The following is a 14,174-nucleotide window of genomic DNA, read 5'->3' as shown; positions in this document are numbered from 1 at the left end:
CACTCTATGACGGATACGGTTAAAAACTTAGTGAATCGGTACGACGATTTAATCAGTACCCTACAAGCTGGCTTTGTCCCTGTATTACTTCTCTTTTGTCGCTTGTGGGTTGCATGGGTATTCTTCAATTCAGGGCTAATCAAAATCTCATCTTGGGACAGCACACTGTATTTATTTGAGCTGGAATACCAAGTGCCAATACTGCCATGGGAGCTGGCGGCTTACTTAGGTACAGCTGCGGAGTTGGTTCTACCGGTATTCTTGGCACTAGGGTTAATTACGCGCCCGATGGCTGCGATTCTGTTTGTGTTCAACATCATCGCCGTGGTCTCTTACCCGCTGCTGTGGGAGAAAGGTTTCTATGACCATCAACTTTGGGGGTTGATGATTCTTATTGTTATTGTGTGGGGGCCAGGGCCTTTATCTCTCGACCACATTATCAAGAAGAAAGTCACTAACTAAAAAAATCCCCGCATAATGCGGGGATTTTTTATTACTTGTTCAAGTAAGCCAGTAACTCTTCTGCTGAGATACCTTGCTTCGCGAGGTCTTTTGCCATCTGCTCTACTTGCTCGCCTTTACGTGACTCAATCACTTGCTGAAATTGATACACAAGATCACGCAAGACTGGCAATGGAACTTGTTTTGCCGCACTACGAATACGCTCAGAGCTTTGGTTACCCAATTCGTTGAGCAACTTACCAAACATCACCTTTTCTGGTGACTCTTCCATTTGCTCTAAGATACGAGCCATTTCATACGTGGTTAACGACATTACTTTTTGAGTTCCGTTATGGTGTCGAGAAAAGTTTGAACGACAAATATACACGCGTTAGTAACATTGGAAAATACTAAATTACCGAGTTTTACGCATTCACTAATTTTGTATGCCAGTTCTTGCCTGCTTTCGTGAACAGAATCAGCAATGCTGGAAGTAGAACCCACATATGAATTGCGATCAGGGTTTGTGGGTCAAGTGATAGACGCTGTAGTGTACCTACTAATAAACCAGAACCGCTCATTTGGAACAAGCCAAGTAACGCTGCCGCTGTGCCCGCTTTATCACCAAACGGCTCTAACGCTTTACCTGCTGCTGCACCGAGAATCCAAGCGAAGCCAACCGATGAGATAAAGATTGGCAGCATGAAAGACAGCGCCGTGTTGTGTCCTTTCATCACCATCATGATAACGCCAGCTATCGAGAGTAAGCTAATACCAACAACCAGTGAATTGTGCGTACCCCAGCGATCCATGAATTTGGGTGCCAACATACAAGCTGCAATATTAAACGCCGCGTTAAGACCAAACCAGAAGGTAAACTCGTTCATGGATAAACCCATGCCCGTCATCAGTACACCTGGAGCTGATGTGACGTAAGCAAGAATGACCGCCATCGCCATTAGACACAATGATGCATGGAAAATGAATGACGGCGTGCTTAATACAGACCAATAACGGCTCAGTTTAAACACAGCTTGTTTTTCAGTTGCAGGGTTGGTTTCCTTCATTCCAAAGAAAATCATCGTTCCGGCAATCACAGCGAAGCCGGCCATGAAGCTGAAGTTTGCACGCCAATCGAATTGCTGGGTTAGCCAACTGCCTAAAATAGGCGCCAATGCCGGGATAAAGCAGATCGCCCCGTTAAGGTAACTGATCATTTTGCCACTTTTTTCCGGACCAAAGATATCGCGAACTGTTGCAAAGGCTGCTACAGATGTTGCACATGCACCTAAGCCTTGTAGCAAACGAGCCGTCAACATCCACTCAATATTTTGAGCACTCCACGCCAATAAAGCGCTCAATGCGTAGATGGTGATGCCTCCCAATGCAACAGTTCGACGTCCGAGTTTATCTGCCAAGGGGCCTGCGAATAGCTGGCCAACGCCCATAGCAAATAGGAACCAAGTGATGGTGTCTTGTGCCAATGCATTTTCTACCTGAAAAGTGGATGCGATAAGAGGCAAAGCAGGTAGATAGATATCAATCGCAAGCGGACTGAACAGAACTAACATGGTCAACAGCGCCATCTGTTTTTTGCTATTTGTAATATGGCTAGACACAAAACACTCCAAATTGAATAAGAACTTTTGAGCAAAGCTTAATCATCTGATGATATGAATGGAAATGATGTATACTCATGACCATTATTCCAATGAGGAAAATCACAGTGAACGTAGAGAAACTGGTACGCATCGACCTCAACTTGTTGGTCTGTTTTAAGGTACTAATCGAGGAGTTGAATGTTACTCGAGCTGCACACCGACTCTGTTTGAGTCAGTCTGCAGTGAGTAAATCTTTGGCTAAGTTACGCACTCAGTTTGATGACCCTTTGTTCACACGAAACTCGCATGGATTGACGCCAACACCACGAGCTTTGTTCCTCAAACCGAAACTGGATCTGTTGATAAATCAACTTGATGTCCTGACTCAACCAGAAGAGTTCTCACCACAGAGCAGTGAATACCGTTTTCAAATTGCTGCGGTGGAGAGTGTCTACCCGCTCATTCTGCCCCACTTCTTGCCAGCAATATTTCAGCAAGCACCTGGTGTGACCATCAGCACGCATCCATGGTCTGAACAGACTTTTAAAATGATTCAACGTGGTGAGATTGATTTAGGTATGACGGGACGAGATATCGACATCAACGATGCCAAGCTGACTATGTTGCCGCCAGATGACATTTGTGAGCAGGAAATCTATCGCGACCACCAAATGTGCATTGTTCGTAAAGACCATCCCGCTTTGCGTGGTAATTGGAACTTAGAAGCGTACCTAGCCCTGCGCCATGTTCAGGTGCGTTGTGATGGCAACGACCGTTGGTTGCTCGACTATCGTCTAGCCGACATTGGTCGCGAACGTGATATCGCAGTCACCGTACCGGACTTTAACAGCGCCGCCAGTTTGTGTTCTTACACCGATTTTGTGTTTACCGCGCCAAGCCACTTTGTGAAGCTGGCAGCCAAACAACACGACATGGCATTACTGCCGCTGCCACTCGAATTCCCGCCAATGGCTTACACTTTGTTCTGGCACCGAGACAGAGAAAATGACCCGGCATTAACTTGGCTACGTACCATGATCACGCAAAAAACCGATCATCTTAGATAAAAATCCCGGACGCGATTTGCGCTCTTACGGTAAAATGAGTAGCTTAACAGTCGATAGTCCTTTTTGGCTCATCTATGGTCTGTTGTACTCCGACTCTATTGAAGTGATTGCGAACCTCAATAGATTCGTAAACTGCATGAAGCAGATGGAAACAGCTCCCACACCTGAGCATGAAGGAGCGGTAATTTGAAGGAATAACACAGATGCACAACGATACCCAAAGCCGCGTGAATGCAATTCGCGAATGGCTAGCACAACATAATATTGACGCCCTACTTATCCCACATGAAGACGAGTACTTGGGCGAATACGTACCAGCGCACAACGAGCGTTTACATTGGCTAACTGGTTTTACCGGTTCTGCTGGTGCTGCGGTAATCACCAAAGACAAAGCCGCTATCTTTGTTGATGGTCGCTACACGGTACAAGTAACCAAGCAGGTTCCTGCTGATCTATTCGAATACCGTCACCTGATTGAAGAGCCCGCGTTAGATTGGATTAAAGACCATCTTACAAATGGCGCGTCTGTGGCAATCGACCCTCGCATGCACAACTCTGCTTGGCTGGACATGGCACAAGCAAAACTTACAGGTGCACTTGAGCTTAAGATTCTCGACAGCAACCCAATTGATGAGCTGTGGCACGACCGCCCTGCTCCTGTAGTTTCTGATGTTCGCCTAATGGCAACAGAATCAGTTGGTCAATCAAGTGAAAGCAAACGCCAAGAAATCGCAGAGCTCTTGAAAAAAGCCGGCGCAGACAGCGCAGTTATCACTGCACTTGATTCTATCTGTTGGCTACTTAACGTTCGTGGTCTTGATGTATCACGTCTACCAGTTCTGCTTTCTCACGCGATTCTGAACTCAGATTCAAGCGTGGAATACTTCCTAGATCCAGCTCGCCTACCTACTGAGTTTGACGCTCACGTTGGTGCGGGAGTAACGGTTCATCACCCAGAAGCATTACAAGCACGACTAGAAACCCTAACTGGCAAGAATGTACTGGTTGACCCTGCGACAAGTAACGCGTGGTTTAAGTTGGTTCTACAAAATGCTGGCGCTTCAGTGGTGAGTAAAGCTGATCCATGCCTAATGCCAAAAGCGGCGAAGAACGCAGTTGAAATCGCAGGCATGAAAGCTTGTCATATCCGTGATGGCGTGGCGATGAGCAAGTTCCTATCTTGGTTAGATGCAGAAGTCGTTGCGGGTAACTTGCATGATGAAGCAACATTGGCTGACAAACTGGAAGCGTTCCGTAGCGAAGACCCAACACTGATGGATCTTAGCTTCGATACTATTTCAGCTGCGGGCGGCAACGCGGCGATGTGTCACTACAACCACGAGAACCAACCTGAACCTGGCAAGCTTGAACTAAACACGCTTTACCTAGTGGATTCAGGCGGTCAGTACCTAGATGGCACGACAGACATCACGCGTACAATTGCGATCGGTCAGCCTTCACAAGAGATGATTAAACAATTCACTCTCGCACTAAAAGGTCACATCGGTGTTGCTCGTGCACGTTTCCCGAAAGGCACACGTGGTTACCAAATCGATACGCTAGCTCGTCAGCACCTATGGGCGGAAGGCTACGATTACGATCACGGTACAGGTCACGGTGTTGGTCACTTCCTAAGTGTTCATGAAGGTCCAGCGAGCATTTCGAAGAAGCAAATCGACGTGCCTCTAACAGAAGGTATGGTGCTATCCAACGAGCCAGGTTACTACCGTGCAGATGCGTTTGGTATCCGTATTGAAAACCTAGAGCTTGTTGTTGAAACCCCGACTAACGGTGACTTCCCTGTTCTATCATTTGAGTCGCTAACACGCTGCCCAATCGACAAGCGCAACATCAACGTTGATATGCTAACTCGTCCAGAACTTGCTTGGCTGAATGATTACCATCAGAAAGTATGGGATGAGATCAGCCCGCTAGTTGAAGGTGATGTGAAAGAGTGGCTTCGTCAAGCAACGCTACCTGTAGCACACAGCTAGAAGCTAGAAGCTAGAAGCTAGAAGCTAGAAGCTAGAAAAAGTAGAGGGTTGATGTTTTGCATCAACTCTCTTTTTTTGCCTATGTTTCACGTGAAACATAAAGATGACCAGTGGCTTTCTTTGCTACTTAACCAGAATACGCCGAGTGCCAATCTCGCCATACAGGGTCAAAGCCTTTGGCTCGAATCATATCTTCCACAGAACCCGCGCTTCGCTCATCGCTGATCTCAAACTGCTCGAGTTCAACATCATCCATCGCGTAACCACCCGGCTGAGTTTTCGATGCAGCAGACATACTGGTGATGCCTAACGGTAATGCATTGTCTCTGAATTTCGGTGACTCACGAGTCGATAATGACAACTCAACTTCTGGATTCAACAAGCGATAAGCGCAAATCAACTGCACAAGCTGCTTATCCGTCATGACTGATTTTGGTTGGAGCGCGCCCTCGCAAGGACGCAAACGCGGAAATGAAATCGAGTAACGAGTCTGCCAATACGTGCGCTCAAGATAGTCCAAGTGCGCTGCCACATAAAAGCAATCGGTACGCCACTCTTCCAATCCTATCAAAGCACCAATACCGATCTTATCGATGCCTGCTTTTGCAAGACGATCGGGTGTATCCAATCGGTATTCGAAATCCATCTTATTGCCACGCAAATGGTGCTCGGCGTAAGTCGAAGGATGATACGTTTCTTGATAGACCATCACCGCATCCAAACCCAATATATTGAGCTCAGCGTATTCGTTTTGATCTAGCGGCTGCACTTCCATCGCCAAATAGTTAAAGCGCTTCTTAATCATCGGCACCATTTCGCGGAAGTATTTCATTCCCACTTTGGTTTCGTGTTCACCAGTCACCAGCAATACGCTATCAAACTTCATGCGTTTAATGGCTTCAACCTCTGCAGCTACTTCGTCCCGATTCAAGGTACGACGCTTGATTCTGTTCTCCATCGAGAAGCCACAATAAGTACAAGCATTGGCGCACAAGTTAGAAAGGTACAATGGAATATAAAGCGACATGGTATTACCAAAACGCTTGCGAGTTGCCGAGTATGACAGCTGCGCCATCTGCTCTAAGTACGCTTCAGCCGCAGGTGAAATTAGCGCTTTAAAGTCTTCCAAATCACGCTTGGGTTTATTCAATGCTCGCTCGACATCTTGTGCCGTTTTCGCGTAGATCGACATCGAAATGTCATCCCAATTCAGCTGCTTAAATTGTTCAACGAAGCTCATGTTTTCCTCGCTTAATAGCTAAACCAATCTAGGACTAAAGCTCATCTAGGAATGACGTCAGTGGACTCGACGCAACCGCATGAGAAACCTTACCAGCAAGTCCGGCTTCATAAGCCATACGCCCCGACTCTACCGCCAACTTAAATGCCTTCGCCATCGCAACGGGATCGCTCGAAGCTGCAATCGCAGTATTGACGAGCACGGCATCCGCGCCCATTTCCATCGCACGTGCAGCATGTGAAGGAGCACCAATACCCGCATCCACAACCACAGGAACATTAGCTTGGTCGATGATAATCTCTAGGAAATCGTGAGAAACTATCCCTTTGTTGGAACCAATCGGCGCACCTAATGGCATGACCACAGCACAGCCTACTTCTTCCAATCGTTTACACAGAACCGGGTCAGCATGACAGTAAGGAAGGACAATGAAGCCTTCACGAACCAGTTGCTCAGCGGCTGCAAGTGTCTCAGTTGGATCAGGCATTAAGTACTTCGGGTCTGGATGAATTTCCAGTTTTAACCAGTTTGTCCCCAACGCTTCTCGCGCCAGTTGTGCAGCAAACACAGCATCTTTAGCATTCTTCGCCCCCGAAGTGTTTGGCAATAAGTTCACCCCCGCTTGTACTAACGGCAGCAAAATGTCGTCTTGTTGGTCGTTCACATCGACACGCTTCAATGCCATGGTCGCAAGTTGAGAACCCGATACTTGAATCGCTTCTGCCATTAATCGGCTGTTGGCAAACTTCCCTGTTCCCGTGAACAGTCTTGATTCGAATTGTTTATCACCAATTTTAAGCATCGACTTTAACCTCCTGCGATCGCTTGAAACAAAGAGATGCTATCTCCCTGTGAAAGAACTGTGCTAGCCCACTCACTGCGCGGCACAACATTGTTATTAATTGCAAAAACACAACCCATTTCAGGCAGCGCAAATTGACTAATGATTTGCTGTAGATTCGACTTACTGGCGACTTGATGTGACTGGTCATTGATGACAATAGTGATCACCTCTAAGTCAGCCGCGATCATTTGTGTTGTTTGTTGTTCTGATAACGTCATTACTTCCAACTCTCTTAATTCTGCCCATTACTCGTAAGCTAAGCCTGAGCACACACTTGGCACTGTTTGTCTTTGCTTATCGCCATGGTTTGCCATTGCAGTTTCAACCCATCAAACAGATGCAACTTGGCAGTCTCGACATGAAACTTTCCCGTCGCCAGTTTTTGAATTGCCGCTATCGCTTGGTAGTTACCAAGTGTGCCTACCACCGGACCGACGACACCGCTCTCACTGCATTTTTGACTTTGTGGTAATTCGTCGAACGGATACAAGCAGCGGTAACACGCTTTACTCTGCGCTTCTTGTTCACTTGGTGTTTGGTAATCAAAGACAGCGAATTGTCCTTGCCAACCAATTGCCGCTGCTGAAATGAGTGGCGTATTTTTCTCGAAACAAACTTGGTTAATGAGCTGGCGCGTTGGCATGTTATCGGTGCAGTCGAGCACCACATCCGCTAGCATCACCTCAAGCTGCAGCTGTGCTTTGTCTAATCGCTTATTGAGAGCACGAACTTGGACCATAGAATTAAGTTCAGTGAGTTGCTTTACAGTCGCTTCTGTTTTCGCAACTTGGAGGTCTTGTTCACGATAAATGATCTGACGCTGTAGGTTACTGCTATCAACTTCATCGTCATCGACCACAACCAATTTACCAACACCCGCTGATGCCAAGTACAAACTCGCTGCGCTCCCTAACCCGCCACAACCGATGATCAGCACATGCGATTTGCTCAAACGCTCTTGCCCAATTTCGGCAATTTCAGGCAGAGCGAGTTGGCGCTGATAGCGAAGGAACTGCTTATCCGTGAGCATGCTCGCCTCTCTTGGTATCCGCCAATTCATCATTCTGATCAGTAAACGTTAGCTGTCTTTCCTTCATCAGTTGTGCGAAGAACTCGATGACGGACTGAGGTGATTCTGCCAACGTAATAGCTCGCACAACTGCCAAACTAGAAACACCTGTTTGCCAAACTTGGTCTGCATTAGATTGGTCAATGCCACCAATCGCGACCGTCGGAAAGCCAAGCACATAGTCACTAACTGCTTTGTCTTTTGAAGGACGGAAAGCAGCCTCTGCATTTGTATAAGGAATGCTATCAATCAGCTTTTGATACAAAGCCAAGCGCACCAAACCTTGTGGTTTCGATGGCATCTGTTTAGTGGTGGTTGGGAAAATATGCCCTAGCGCGATGTAACTAGGATGAATTTGCACGATACGCAGTAGCTCATAATAACCATGAGTAGAAAGACCAAGACGAATACCGGCTTTAGTTAGCTGAGCCAAGTTCGATTCTTCTATGTCTTCTTGTCCTAGGTGAACGCCATAAGCGCCATGCTTGATTGCCAACTGCCAATGGTCATTGATGAACACTTGTGCTTGATACTGACGACCTAGCTCAATTGCTCGAATGATCTGTTGTTCTAAATCGGCTTGTTGTGGGTTCTTGATTCGCAGTTGAATAGTGTTGATGCCTAGTGGCAGTAAACGCTCAATCCAAGCAACATCATCAACGACTGGATAGAGCCCTAGACTTTGCTTAGTCAGAATTGGAAAGCTAACGCTCTCGCCTTGTGCGGACCAACCAACTTGAATATCGAGTCGGTTATCCTCCAGTACAGGTGTGGGGAAATTATCAAATTGGTAAGCCCACTGAGTAGTTCGTCCCTCGTCAAGGTTGTCATTAAACAGTGTTTCACGTGAAACATTCGCTTGTTGAGTTAGCATTCCTCGAGCAAGTGTTAACGCATCTTCGATAGGAAAATCGAGTACTGTCAGCGTTACTATCCAAGCAAGGTGATGTTCGGGATCAAACATTGCGTTGAATTTGGACTTAACGGAAAGCGCTCTCACTTCGTTGTTAATTGGGTGATGCCAGATATCAAGCTGAAGCACTTTCTCCTTTTCATCGAATATCTGCGTATCAGCAATGCCAATATAAATCGCTTTCGACGGTTGCTTAGCACACGCTTCTACCGATAAAGCAGAGCGGTAATAGAGCACAAATGAACTCTCATGCTCAGAGTCATAACCATCAATAAGATCTGTCGTTATGTGTGTGGTCTGTTGGTCGCGAACAAGCTGAATAGATTGAGTTGGGCTCACACCCAACTCAATGTCTTCGATGCTAAAACCCTGTTCTTTCGCCAACAACAAACATTGTTGAACTAAACCTGTTAGCTCAATCAATGATGACGGAATAAGGATTTTGCTCATTAGTCACTTACCTCGGCATGTGCTGCTGGGTGGTATAGCTCGGAGCCTGTATCTCTAAATTCTTGCGATTTCTGACGCATCCCCTCAAGAGGATCATCCAGCATTTTGATTGAGATAGCTTGGTCCGCAGCAACTTGCTCAGTGTCTTTCGCATACTCTCGTACCTCTTGCGAGATCTTCATCGAGCAGAACTTTGGTCCACACATGGAACAGAAGTGAGCAACTTTTCCAGACTCTTGAGGCAAGGTTTCATCATGGAAAGCGCGAGCGGTATCTGGGTCGAGCGACAAGTTAAATTGGTCTTCCCAGCGGAACTCGAAGCGAGCTTTAGAAAGCGCGTTATCACGAACTTGTGCACCAGGGTGCCCTTTCGCTAAATCAGCGGCGTGCGCAGCAAGCTTGTAAGTGATCATGCCTACCTTCACGTCTTCTTTATTTGGTAAACCAAGATGCTCTTTAGGAGTTACGTAGCAAAGCATCGCACAGCCATACCAGCCAATCATGGCAGCACCGATGCCTGAAGTAATATGGTCGTAACCAGGAGCGACGTCTGTCGTCAGCGGACCAAGGGTGTAGAAAGGAGCCTCATGACAGTGCTCTAACTGCTCTTCCATGTTCTCTTTGATCATATGCATTGGAACATGACCAGGACCTTCGATAATCACCTGTACGTCGTATTCCCATGCAACCTTGGTCAATTCGCCAAGCGTACGAAGCTCTGCAAATTGCGCTTCATCGTTAGCATCAGCAACCGAGCCAGGACGCAGACCATCACCAAGAGATAGTGCGACATCGTACTTAGCACAGATTTCACAGATCTCTCGGAAATGGGTGTATAAGAAGCTTTCTTGGTGATGCGCTAAACACCATTTCGCGATGATAGAACCACCACGAGAGACGATGCCAGTAACACGTTTTGCAGTCATTGGCACATAACGAAGTAGTAAACCGGCATGGATAGTGAAGTAGTCAACGCCCTGCTCTGCTTGCTCAATCAGAGTATCGCGCATCACTTCCCAGTTAAGGTTTTCCGCAACACCATTCACTTTCTCAAGCGCTTGGTACATTGGTACGGTACCGATAGGAACCGGACTGTTACGTAGAATCCACTCGCGAGTTTCGTGAATATTGCGTCCAGTAGAGAGATCCATAACGGTATCGCCACCCCAGCGCGTCGCCCACACTAGTTTCTCTACTTCTTCTTCAATCGAAGAAGTGACCGATGAGTTACCGATGTTGGCGTTCACTTTGACCAAAAAGTTACGCCCAATGATCATTGGTTCGGATTCTGGGTGGTTGATATTAGAAGGGATAATCGCGCGACCTTCGGCGACTTCTTTACGCACAAACTCGGCGGTAATGTCTTTTGGAAGATTCGCTCCGAAGCTTTGACCCGGATGTTGTTGATTCAGCACTTCATCGCGGTATTGAGCACGTCCCATATTTTCACGTAGGGCGATATATTCCATTTCTGGGGTGATAATGCCTTTGCGAGCGTAGTGCAACTGAGTCACACACTGCCCATCTTTGGCACGTCGAATACGTGGTAGATTACCGTAACGAAGATCGTCTAGCGTTTCATCTTCTAGGCGCTCTTTGGTGTATACCGAGCTTACTTCATTAAGTAGCTCAGTATCGACACGCTCTTCAATCCACCCTTCTCTCAGTTTAGGTAAGCCATTGTAAAGGTCTATGGTGTGATTTGGGTCTGTGTATACACCCGAGGTATCGTAAACGCGTACTGGCTCATTAGGCTCGAAAATAGGCGCTTCTTTTGTGCCTCCAATAAGGCTATCAGCAAGTGATATTTCACGCATTGGCACACGAATATCAGGACGTGAACCTTCTACGTAGACTTTGCTTGAATTTGGGTACGGTTGTACCGAGAGTGTATCAATGAACTGTTTTGCTTCCAGTCTCGCTTGCTTGCGACTCGACATAGCATTTTTCCTTGCTTTGTTATGCTTAGATAAAAAGTATTGGGATAAAAATGCTTGGCGGATAGATGCGACAAGAGGAATCGAATTAAGGACAGATTGAGCAAGTACTCTTCGCCTATAACAACATTCGACTATTTGATAGGTCAACCAGATAGAGCTCTGGTGTAGATATCTTCTCTTGTTCCCTTCGCAGATTCTAATCTGATCAGGTTCAACGGATCCCGAATTAACGGTCTCAGCCTTATGGCACTCCGACAAGTAAAATCAGTATATAAAAACGGCTTGGTTAAACCAAGCCGACCTGATTAAGATTTGAGTATTTTTGCTAGCTACGCATCAATAATTGGAAACCAATCCACGCAGCTGAGATGCTTAACACGACATTCAGCAATACGTTCAATCCCATCTTAAAGAAAGCGCCCTGCTGCATAAGCAACACGTTATCCATCGAGAAAGTAGAGAATGTGGTTAATGCGCCCAAAAAACCAAGACCGATGATTTGACGCCATGGGTCAGTGACCATCAACTCAGTTTCAAACGCAGCAATCAGTAGACCCATAATAAATGAGCCAACAACGTTCACGGTTAAGGTACCGTACGGAAAGCCACGACCGAGTAGCATCACACAAAGTTCAGAAATTAAGTAACGAGAACATGCACCAAATGCGCCACCCAATGCAATAAAACCCAAAACGGATAGTTGTCCCATAATTCCCCCAGAAAAGTTAATGGCGACATTGTAATCAAATTTACGGCAATAGTGATTATACAATCTTAGAATTCAGCAAAGTATAGCGCTTAAAACTTATCAAGATTTAAAAAGTTACAGGAGTCACTTTACTTCGATGTAACCCATCAAACCCGTCTTCATGTGTTCGATCACATGACAATGGTACATCCAACGCCCTGGGTTATCTGCAACAAATGCCGCTTTCGCACTGCCATTTTTTCCAAGTAAGACCGTATCGGTATGAAACGGCTCATCAAGTTTTTTGCCATCTAACTCAAGAACAGTAAACGTGTGTCCATGTAGATGGATAGGATGATGATATTGGGTGACGTTTTTAAGGTTGAAGATATAGGTTTTCCCGAGCTCCAATGTTGAAAGCGGTGCTGGAATATTATCTTTACTCATTCCCTCCCAAGCTCTTTTATTCATCAACCAAAACTTAGGTATCGCTTTGCCAGATTTATCGGCCGGAGTGACCGCCCCCTCCCATTCAAACACATAATCAATTTGATCAGCATTTTCCAAATCAAGATCTGGCACAGGGTTGAGAGGCAATAAAGGCAGTTTCTGATTACTCGGCAGGTCAGATTCAACAATATCAAACTCACACAAAGGAAATGGGAAGCGTCCTTTCATTTGACGCACATAAACACTTTCTCCAGCCTTCGGAGCAATCAATCCGATATCTAACCTCATTCCCGGACCAATTTTGTGCTGAGTGAGCTTATAAGGCGTTTTAACAGGATTACCATCTATAGCAATAACCCAAGCCTCTGCGCCTTCTATAGCGATCGGGTAAGTAATGGTGTTATCGACATTAGCAATTCTTAATCGCGTGGTAGCATTCTGCTTCAGCGTATAAACAGGTTCATGCACACCATTGACGCTACTCCACTCTCCGGGCGTCCCCATACGAGCACTCAAGCGCGGCACCATAAGGCTCTTCCACTGACCTTGCTTGTCTAAATGCCAATGCTTGAGGACGACTTTATGCTCTTCATCAAACTGAACAGGCTCTGCCTCTTCAACGATGATTAGCCCGACTAAGCCCATCCCAAGCTGCTTAACACTATTCATGTGTGGGTGATACCAAAATGTACCCGCATCTGGTGGTGTAAATTCATAAACGAATGTTTCACCCGGCATAATAGGCGGCTGGCTCAAGAAAGGGACACCATCCATTTCAATAGGGATTCGCAAGCCATGCCAGTGGATTGTAGTCGGCTCTGAAAGCTTGTTAGTAAACCGAATAATAACTTTCTCGCCTTGGCGACAACGAATCGTAGGCGCTGGAATCAAGCCATTAAACGCAAGTACATCCGTGGTAAACCCTGATACTAATTCAGCAGTAGAAGGCTCTGCAGTGATGTCGTATATGTGCTGACCCTGTTTATCAGTACTCCTAGATAGAGAACATGCAGGCAGAAAGGTAAGCGCAGAGATCGCTAAGGAAGATTGAAGAAAGCGTCGACGAGATATATCCATGTATTTAGTCACTCATTATTCCAATTGATGTGAGTGTAACTAAATATTAATAATGATTCTCACTTATCTTTTAAAGATGTGCACTAATGATGCTTAGGGTCAGGAATATAAGTGAAGTTCCTTATTTTATAGGCACTAAAAAGATAGTAAGCACCTACACACATATAGCAAGCAAGTAAAAGAGATCGGTTTAAGAAGGAGGGAGCTTAATGGTAAATAAGGCTAGAGCAAGTAAGAAATTGAAGGCTCTAGAAACGACGAAAGCCTTGCTATTTCTAGCAAGGCTTTCTAAATAAATGGCGGAGAGGCCGGGGTTGCGGGCAACCGGGACTCGTTCCCTGAAAAGGGAAAGTATTTTTGCTTATAAACGACAAAACCCAGTCCGAAGACTGGGTTTCTA

General features: G+C 46.0%; 13 protein-coding genes and 1 riboswitch. Of the genes, 3 read left to right on the top strand and 10 right to left on the bottom strand.

Annotated features, from left to right (window positions below; translation table 11 throughout):
• The first annotated feature begins 6 nt into the window (after positions 1-6).
• The gene (locus tag L1076_RS26015; protein ID WP_042603365.1) at positions 7-462 is read left to right on the top strand and encodes a DoxX family protein; all 456 of its coding nucleotides are present in this window, start codon (positions 7-9) and stop codon (positions 460-462) included.
• Positions 463-493: 31 nt separating this feature from the next.
• Here L1076_RS26015 and L1076_RS26010 read toward each other — a convergent pair whose 3' ends face one another.
• Positions 494-775 (bottom strand): hypothetical protein, encoded by a 282-nt coding sequence (locus tag L1076_RS26010; protein ID WP_038868597.1) that lies wholly within the window; start codon positions 773-775, stop codon positions 494-496.
• A gap of 91 nt (positions 776-866) precedes the next feature.
• A complete protein-coding gene (locus tag L1076_RS26005) occupies positions 867-2,060 on the bottom strand; it encodes a multidrug effflux MFS transporter (protein ID WP_197064562.1) in 1,194 nt (397 codons plus the stop codon).
• 107 nt (positions 2,061-2,167) lie between these two features.
• Here L1076_RS26005 and L1076_RS26000 point away from each other — a divergent pair, with 107 nt between their 5' ends.
• Together L1076_RS26000 and L1076_RS25995 are read left to right on the top strand one after the other, a co-directional pair.
• Complete coding sequence (locus L1076_RS26000) at positions 2,168-3,109, top strand: LysR substrate-binding domain-containing protein (protein ID WP_038868610.1); 942 nt, start codon at positions 2,168-2,170, stop codon at positions 3,107-3,109.
• A gap of 203 nt (positions 3,110-3,312) precedes the next feature.
• Entirely contained in the window at positions 3,313-5,103 is a 1,791-nt protein-coding gene (locus L1076_RS25995; RefSeq protein ID WP_237304743.1) for an aminopeptidase P family protein, read from the top strand.
• A gap of 127 nt (positions 5,104-5,230) precedes the next feature.
• Here the strand turns inward: L1076_RS25995 and thiH are convergent, their stop codons facing one another.
• From thiH to L1076_RS25955, 8 genes are all read right to left on the bottom strand, one after another.
• Entirely contained in the window at positions 5,231-6,343 is a 1,113-nt protein-coding gene (gene thiH, locus L1076_RS25990) for a 2-iminoacetate synthase ThiH (protein ID WP_237304741.1), read from the bottom strand.
• Positions 6,344-6,377: 34 nt separating this feature from the next.
• On the bottom strand, positions 6,378-7,145 hold the full coding sequence (locus L1076_RS25985) for a thiazole synthase (protein ID WP_054757312.1): 768 nt from the start codon (positions 7,143-7,145) through the stop codon (positions 6,378-6,380).
• Positions 7,146-7,150: 5 nt separating this feature from the next.
• Positions 7,151-7,405, bottom strand: a complete 255-nt coding sequence (thiS, locus tag L1076_RS25980) for a sulfur carrier protein ThiS (RefSeq protein ID WP_237304739.1) — start codon at positions 7,403-7,405, stop codon at positions 7,151-7,153.
• A 38-nt stretch (positions 7,406-7,443) separates the two neighbouring features.
• Positions 7,444-8,217: a HesA/MoeB/ThiF family protein gene (locus tag L1076_RS25975; RefSeq protein ID WP_054757325.1), complete on the bottom strand. Its 774-nt coding sequence runs from the start codon at positions 8,215-8,217 to the stop codon at positions 7,444-7,446.
• Positions 8,204-9,619: a thiamine phosphate synthase gene (locus tag L1076_RS25970; protein WP_054757326.1), complete on the bottom strand. Its 1,416-nt coding sequence runs from the start codon at positions 9,617-9,619 to the stop codon at positions 8,204-8,206. Before L1076_RS25970 ends, L1076_RS25975 begins: the two co-directional genes overlap by 14 nt.
• Entirely contained in the window at positions 9,619-11,559 is a 1,941-nt protein-coding gene (gene thiC, locus L1076_RS25965) for a phosphomethylpyrimidine synthase ThiC (protein WP_045409351.1), read from the bottom strand. Before thiC ends, L1076_RS25970 begins: the two co-directional genes overlap by 1 nt.
• A 165-nt stretch (positions 11,560-11,724) precedes the next feature.
• Positions 11,725-11,823: riboswitch (TPP riboswitch) on the bottom strand.
• Positions 11,824-11,884: 61 nt separating this feature from the next.
• Positions 11,885-12,268, bottom strand: a complete 384-nt coding sequence (gene crcB, locus L1076_RS25960; RefSeq protein ID WP_005430379.1) for a fluoride efflux transporter CrcB — start codon at positions 12,266-12,268, stop codon at positions 11,885-11,887.
• Between the two features lie 123 nt (positions 12,269-12,391).
• A complete protein-coding gene (locus L1076_RS25955) occupies positions 12,392-13,774 on the bottom strand; it encodes a multicopper oxidase family protein (protein ID WP_237304766.1) in 1,383 nt (460 codons plus the stop codon).
• Between the last annotated feature and the right edge of the window lie 400 nt (positions 13,775-14,174).

The organism is Vibrio sp. MMG023 (genome assembly GCF_021654215.1).
Taxonomy (GTDB): domain Bacteria; phylum Pseudomonadota; class Gammaproteobacteria; order Enterobacterales; family Vibrionaceae; genus Vibrio; species Vibrio jasicida.
This window is presented reverse-complemented; position numbering and strand designations above follow the sequence as displayed.

Excerpts from the sequence above, each read along its gene's own strand:
- L1076_RS25995 (WP_237304743.1), top strand. The coding sequence starts at position 3,313 with ATGCACAACGATACCCAAAGCCGCGTGAATGCAATTCGCGAATGGCTA.
- L1076_RS26015 (WP_042603365.1), top strand. The coding sequence starts at position 7 with ATGACGGATACGGTTAAAAACTTAGTGAATCGGTACGACGATTTAATC.
- crcB (WP_005430379.1), bottom strand. The coding sequence starts at position 12,268 with ATGGGACAACTATCCGTTTTGGGTTTTATTGCATTGGGTGGCGCATTT.
- L1076_RS25970 (WP_054757326.1), bottom strand. The coding sequence starts at position 9,619 with ATGAGCAAAATCCTTATTCCGTCATCATTGATTGAGCTAACAGGTTTA.
- thiS (WP_237304739.1), bottom strand. The coding sequence starts at position 7,405 with ATGACGTTATCAGAACAACAAACAACACAAATGATCGCGGCTGACTTA.
- thiH (WP_237304741.1), bottom strand. The coding sequence starts at position 6,343 with ATGAGCTTCGTTGAACAATTTAAGCAGCTGAATTGGGATGACATTTCG.
- L1076_RS25985 (WP_054757312.1), bottom strand. The coding sequence starts at position 7,145 with ATGCTTAAAATTGGTGATAAACAATTCGAATCAAGACTGTTCACGGGA.
- L1076_RS26010 (WP_038868597.1), bottom strand. The coding sequence starts at position 775 with ATGTCGTTAACCACGTATGAAATGGCTCGTATCTTAGAGCAAATGGAA.
- thiC (WP_045409351.1), bottom strand. The coding sequence starts at position 11,559 with ATGTCGAGTCGCAAGCAAGCGAGACTGGAAGCAAAACAGTTCATTGAT.
- L1076_RS25955 (WP_237304766.1), bottom strand. The coding sequence starts at position 13,774 with ATGGATATATCTCGTCGACGCTTTCTTCAATCTTCCTTAGCGATCTCT.
- L1076_RS25975 (WP_054757325.1), bottom strand. The coding sequence starts at position 8,217 with ATGCTCACGGATAAGCAGTTCCTTCGCTATCAGCGCCAACTCGCTCTG.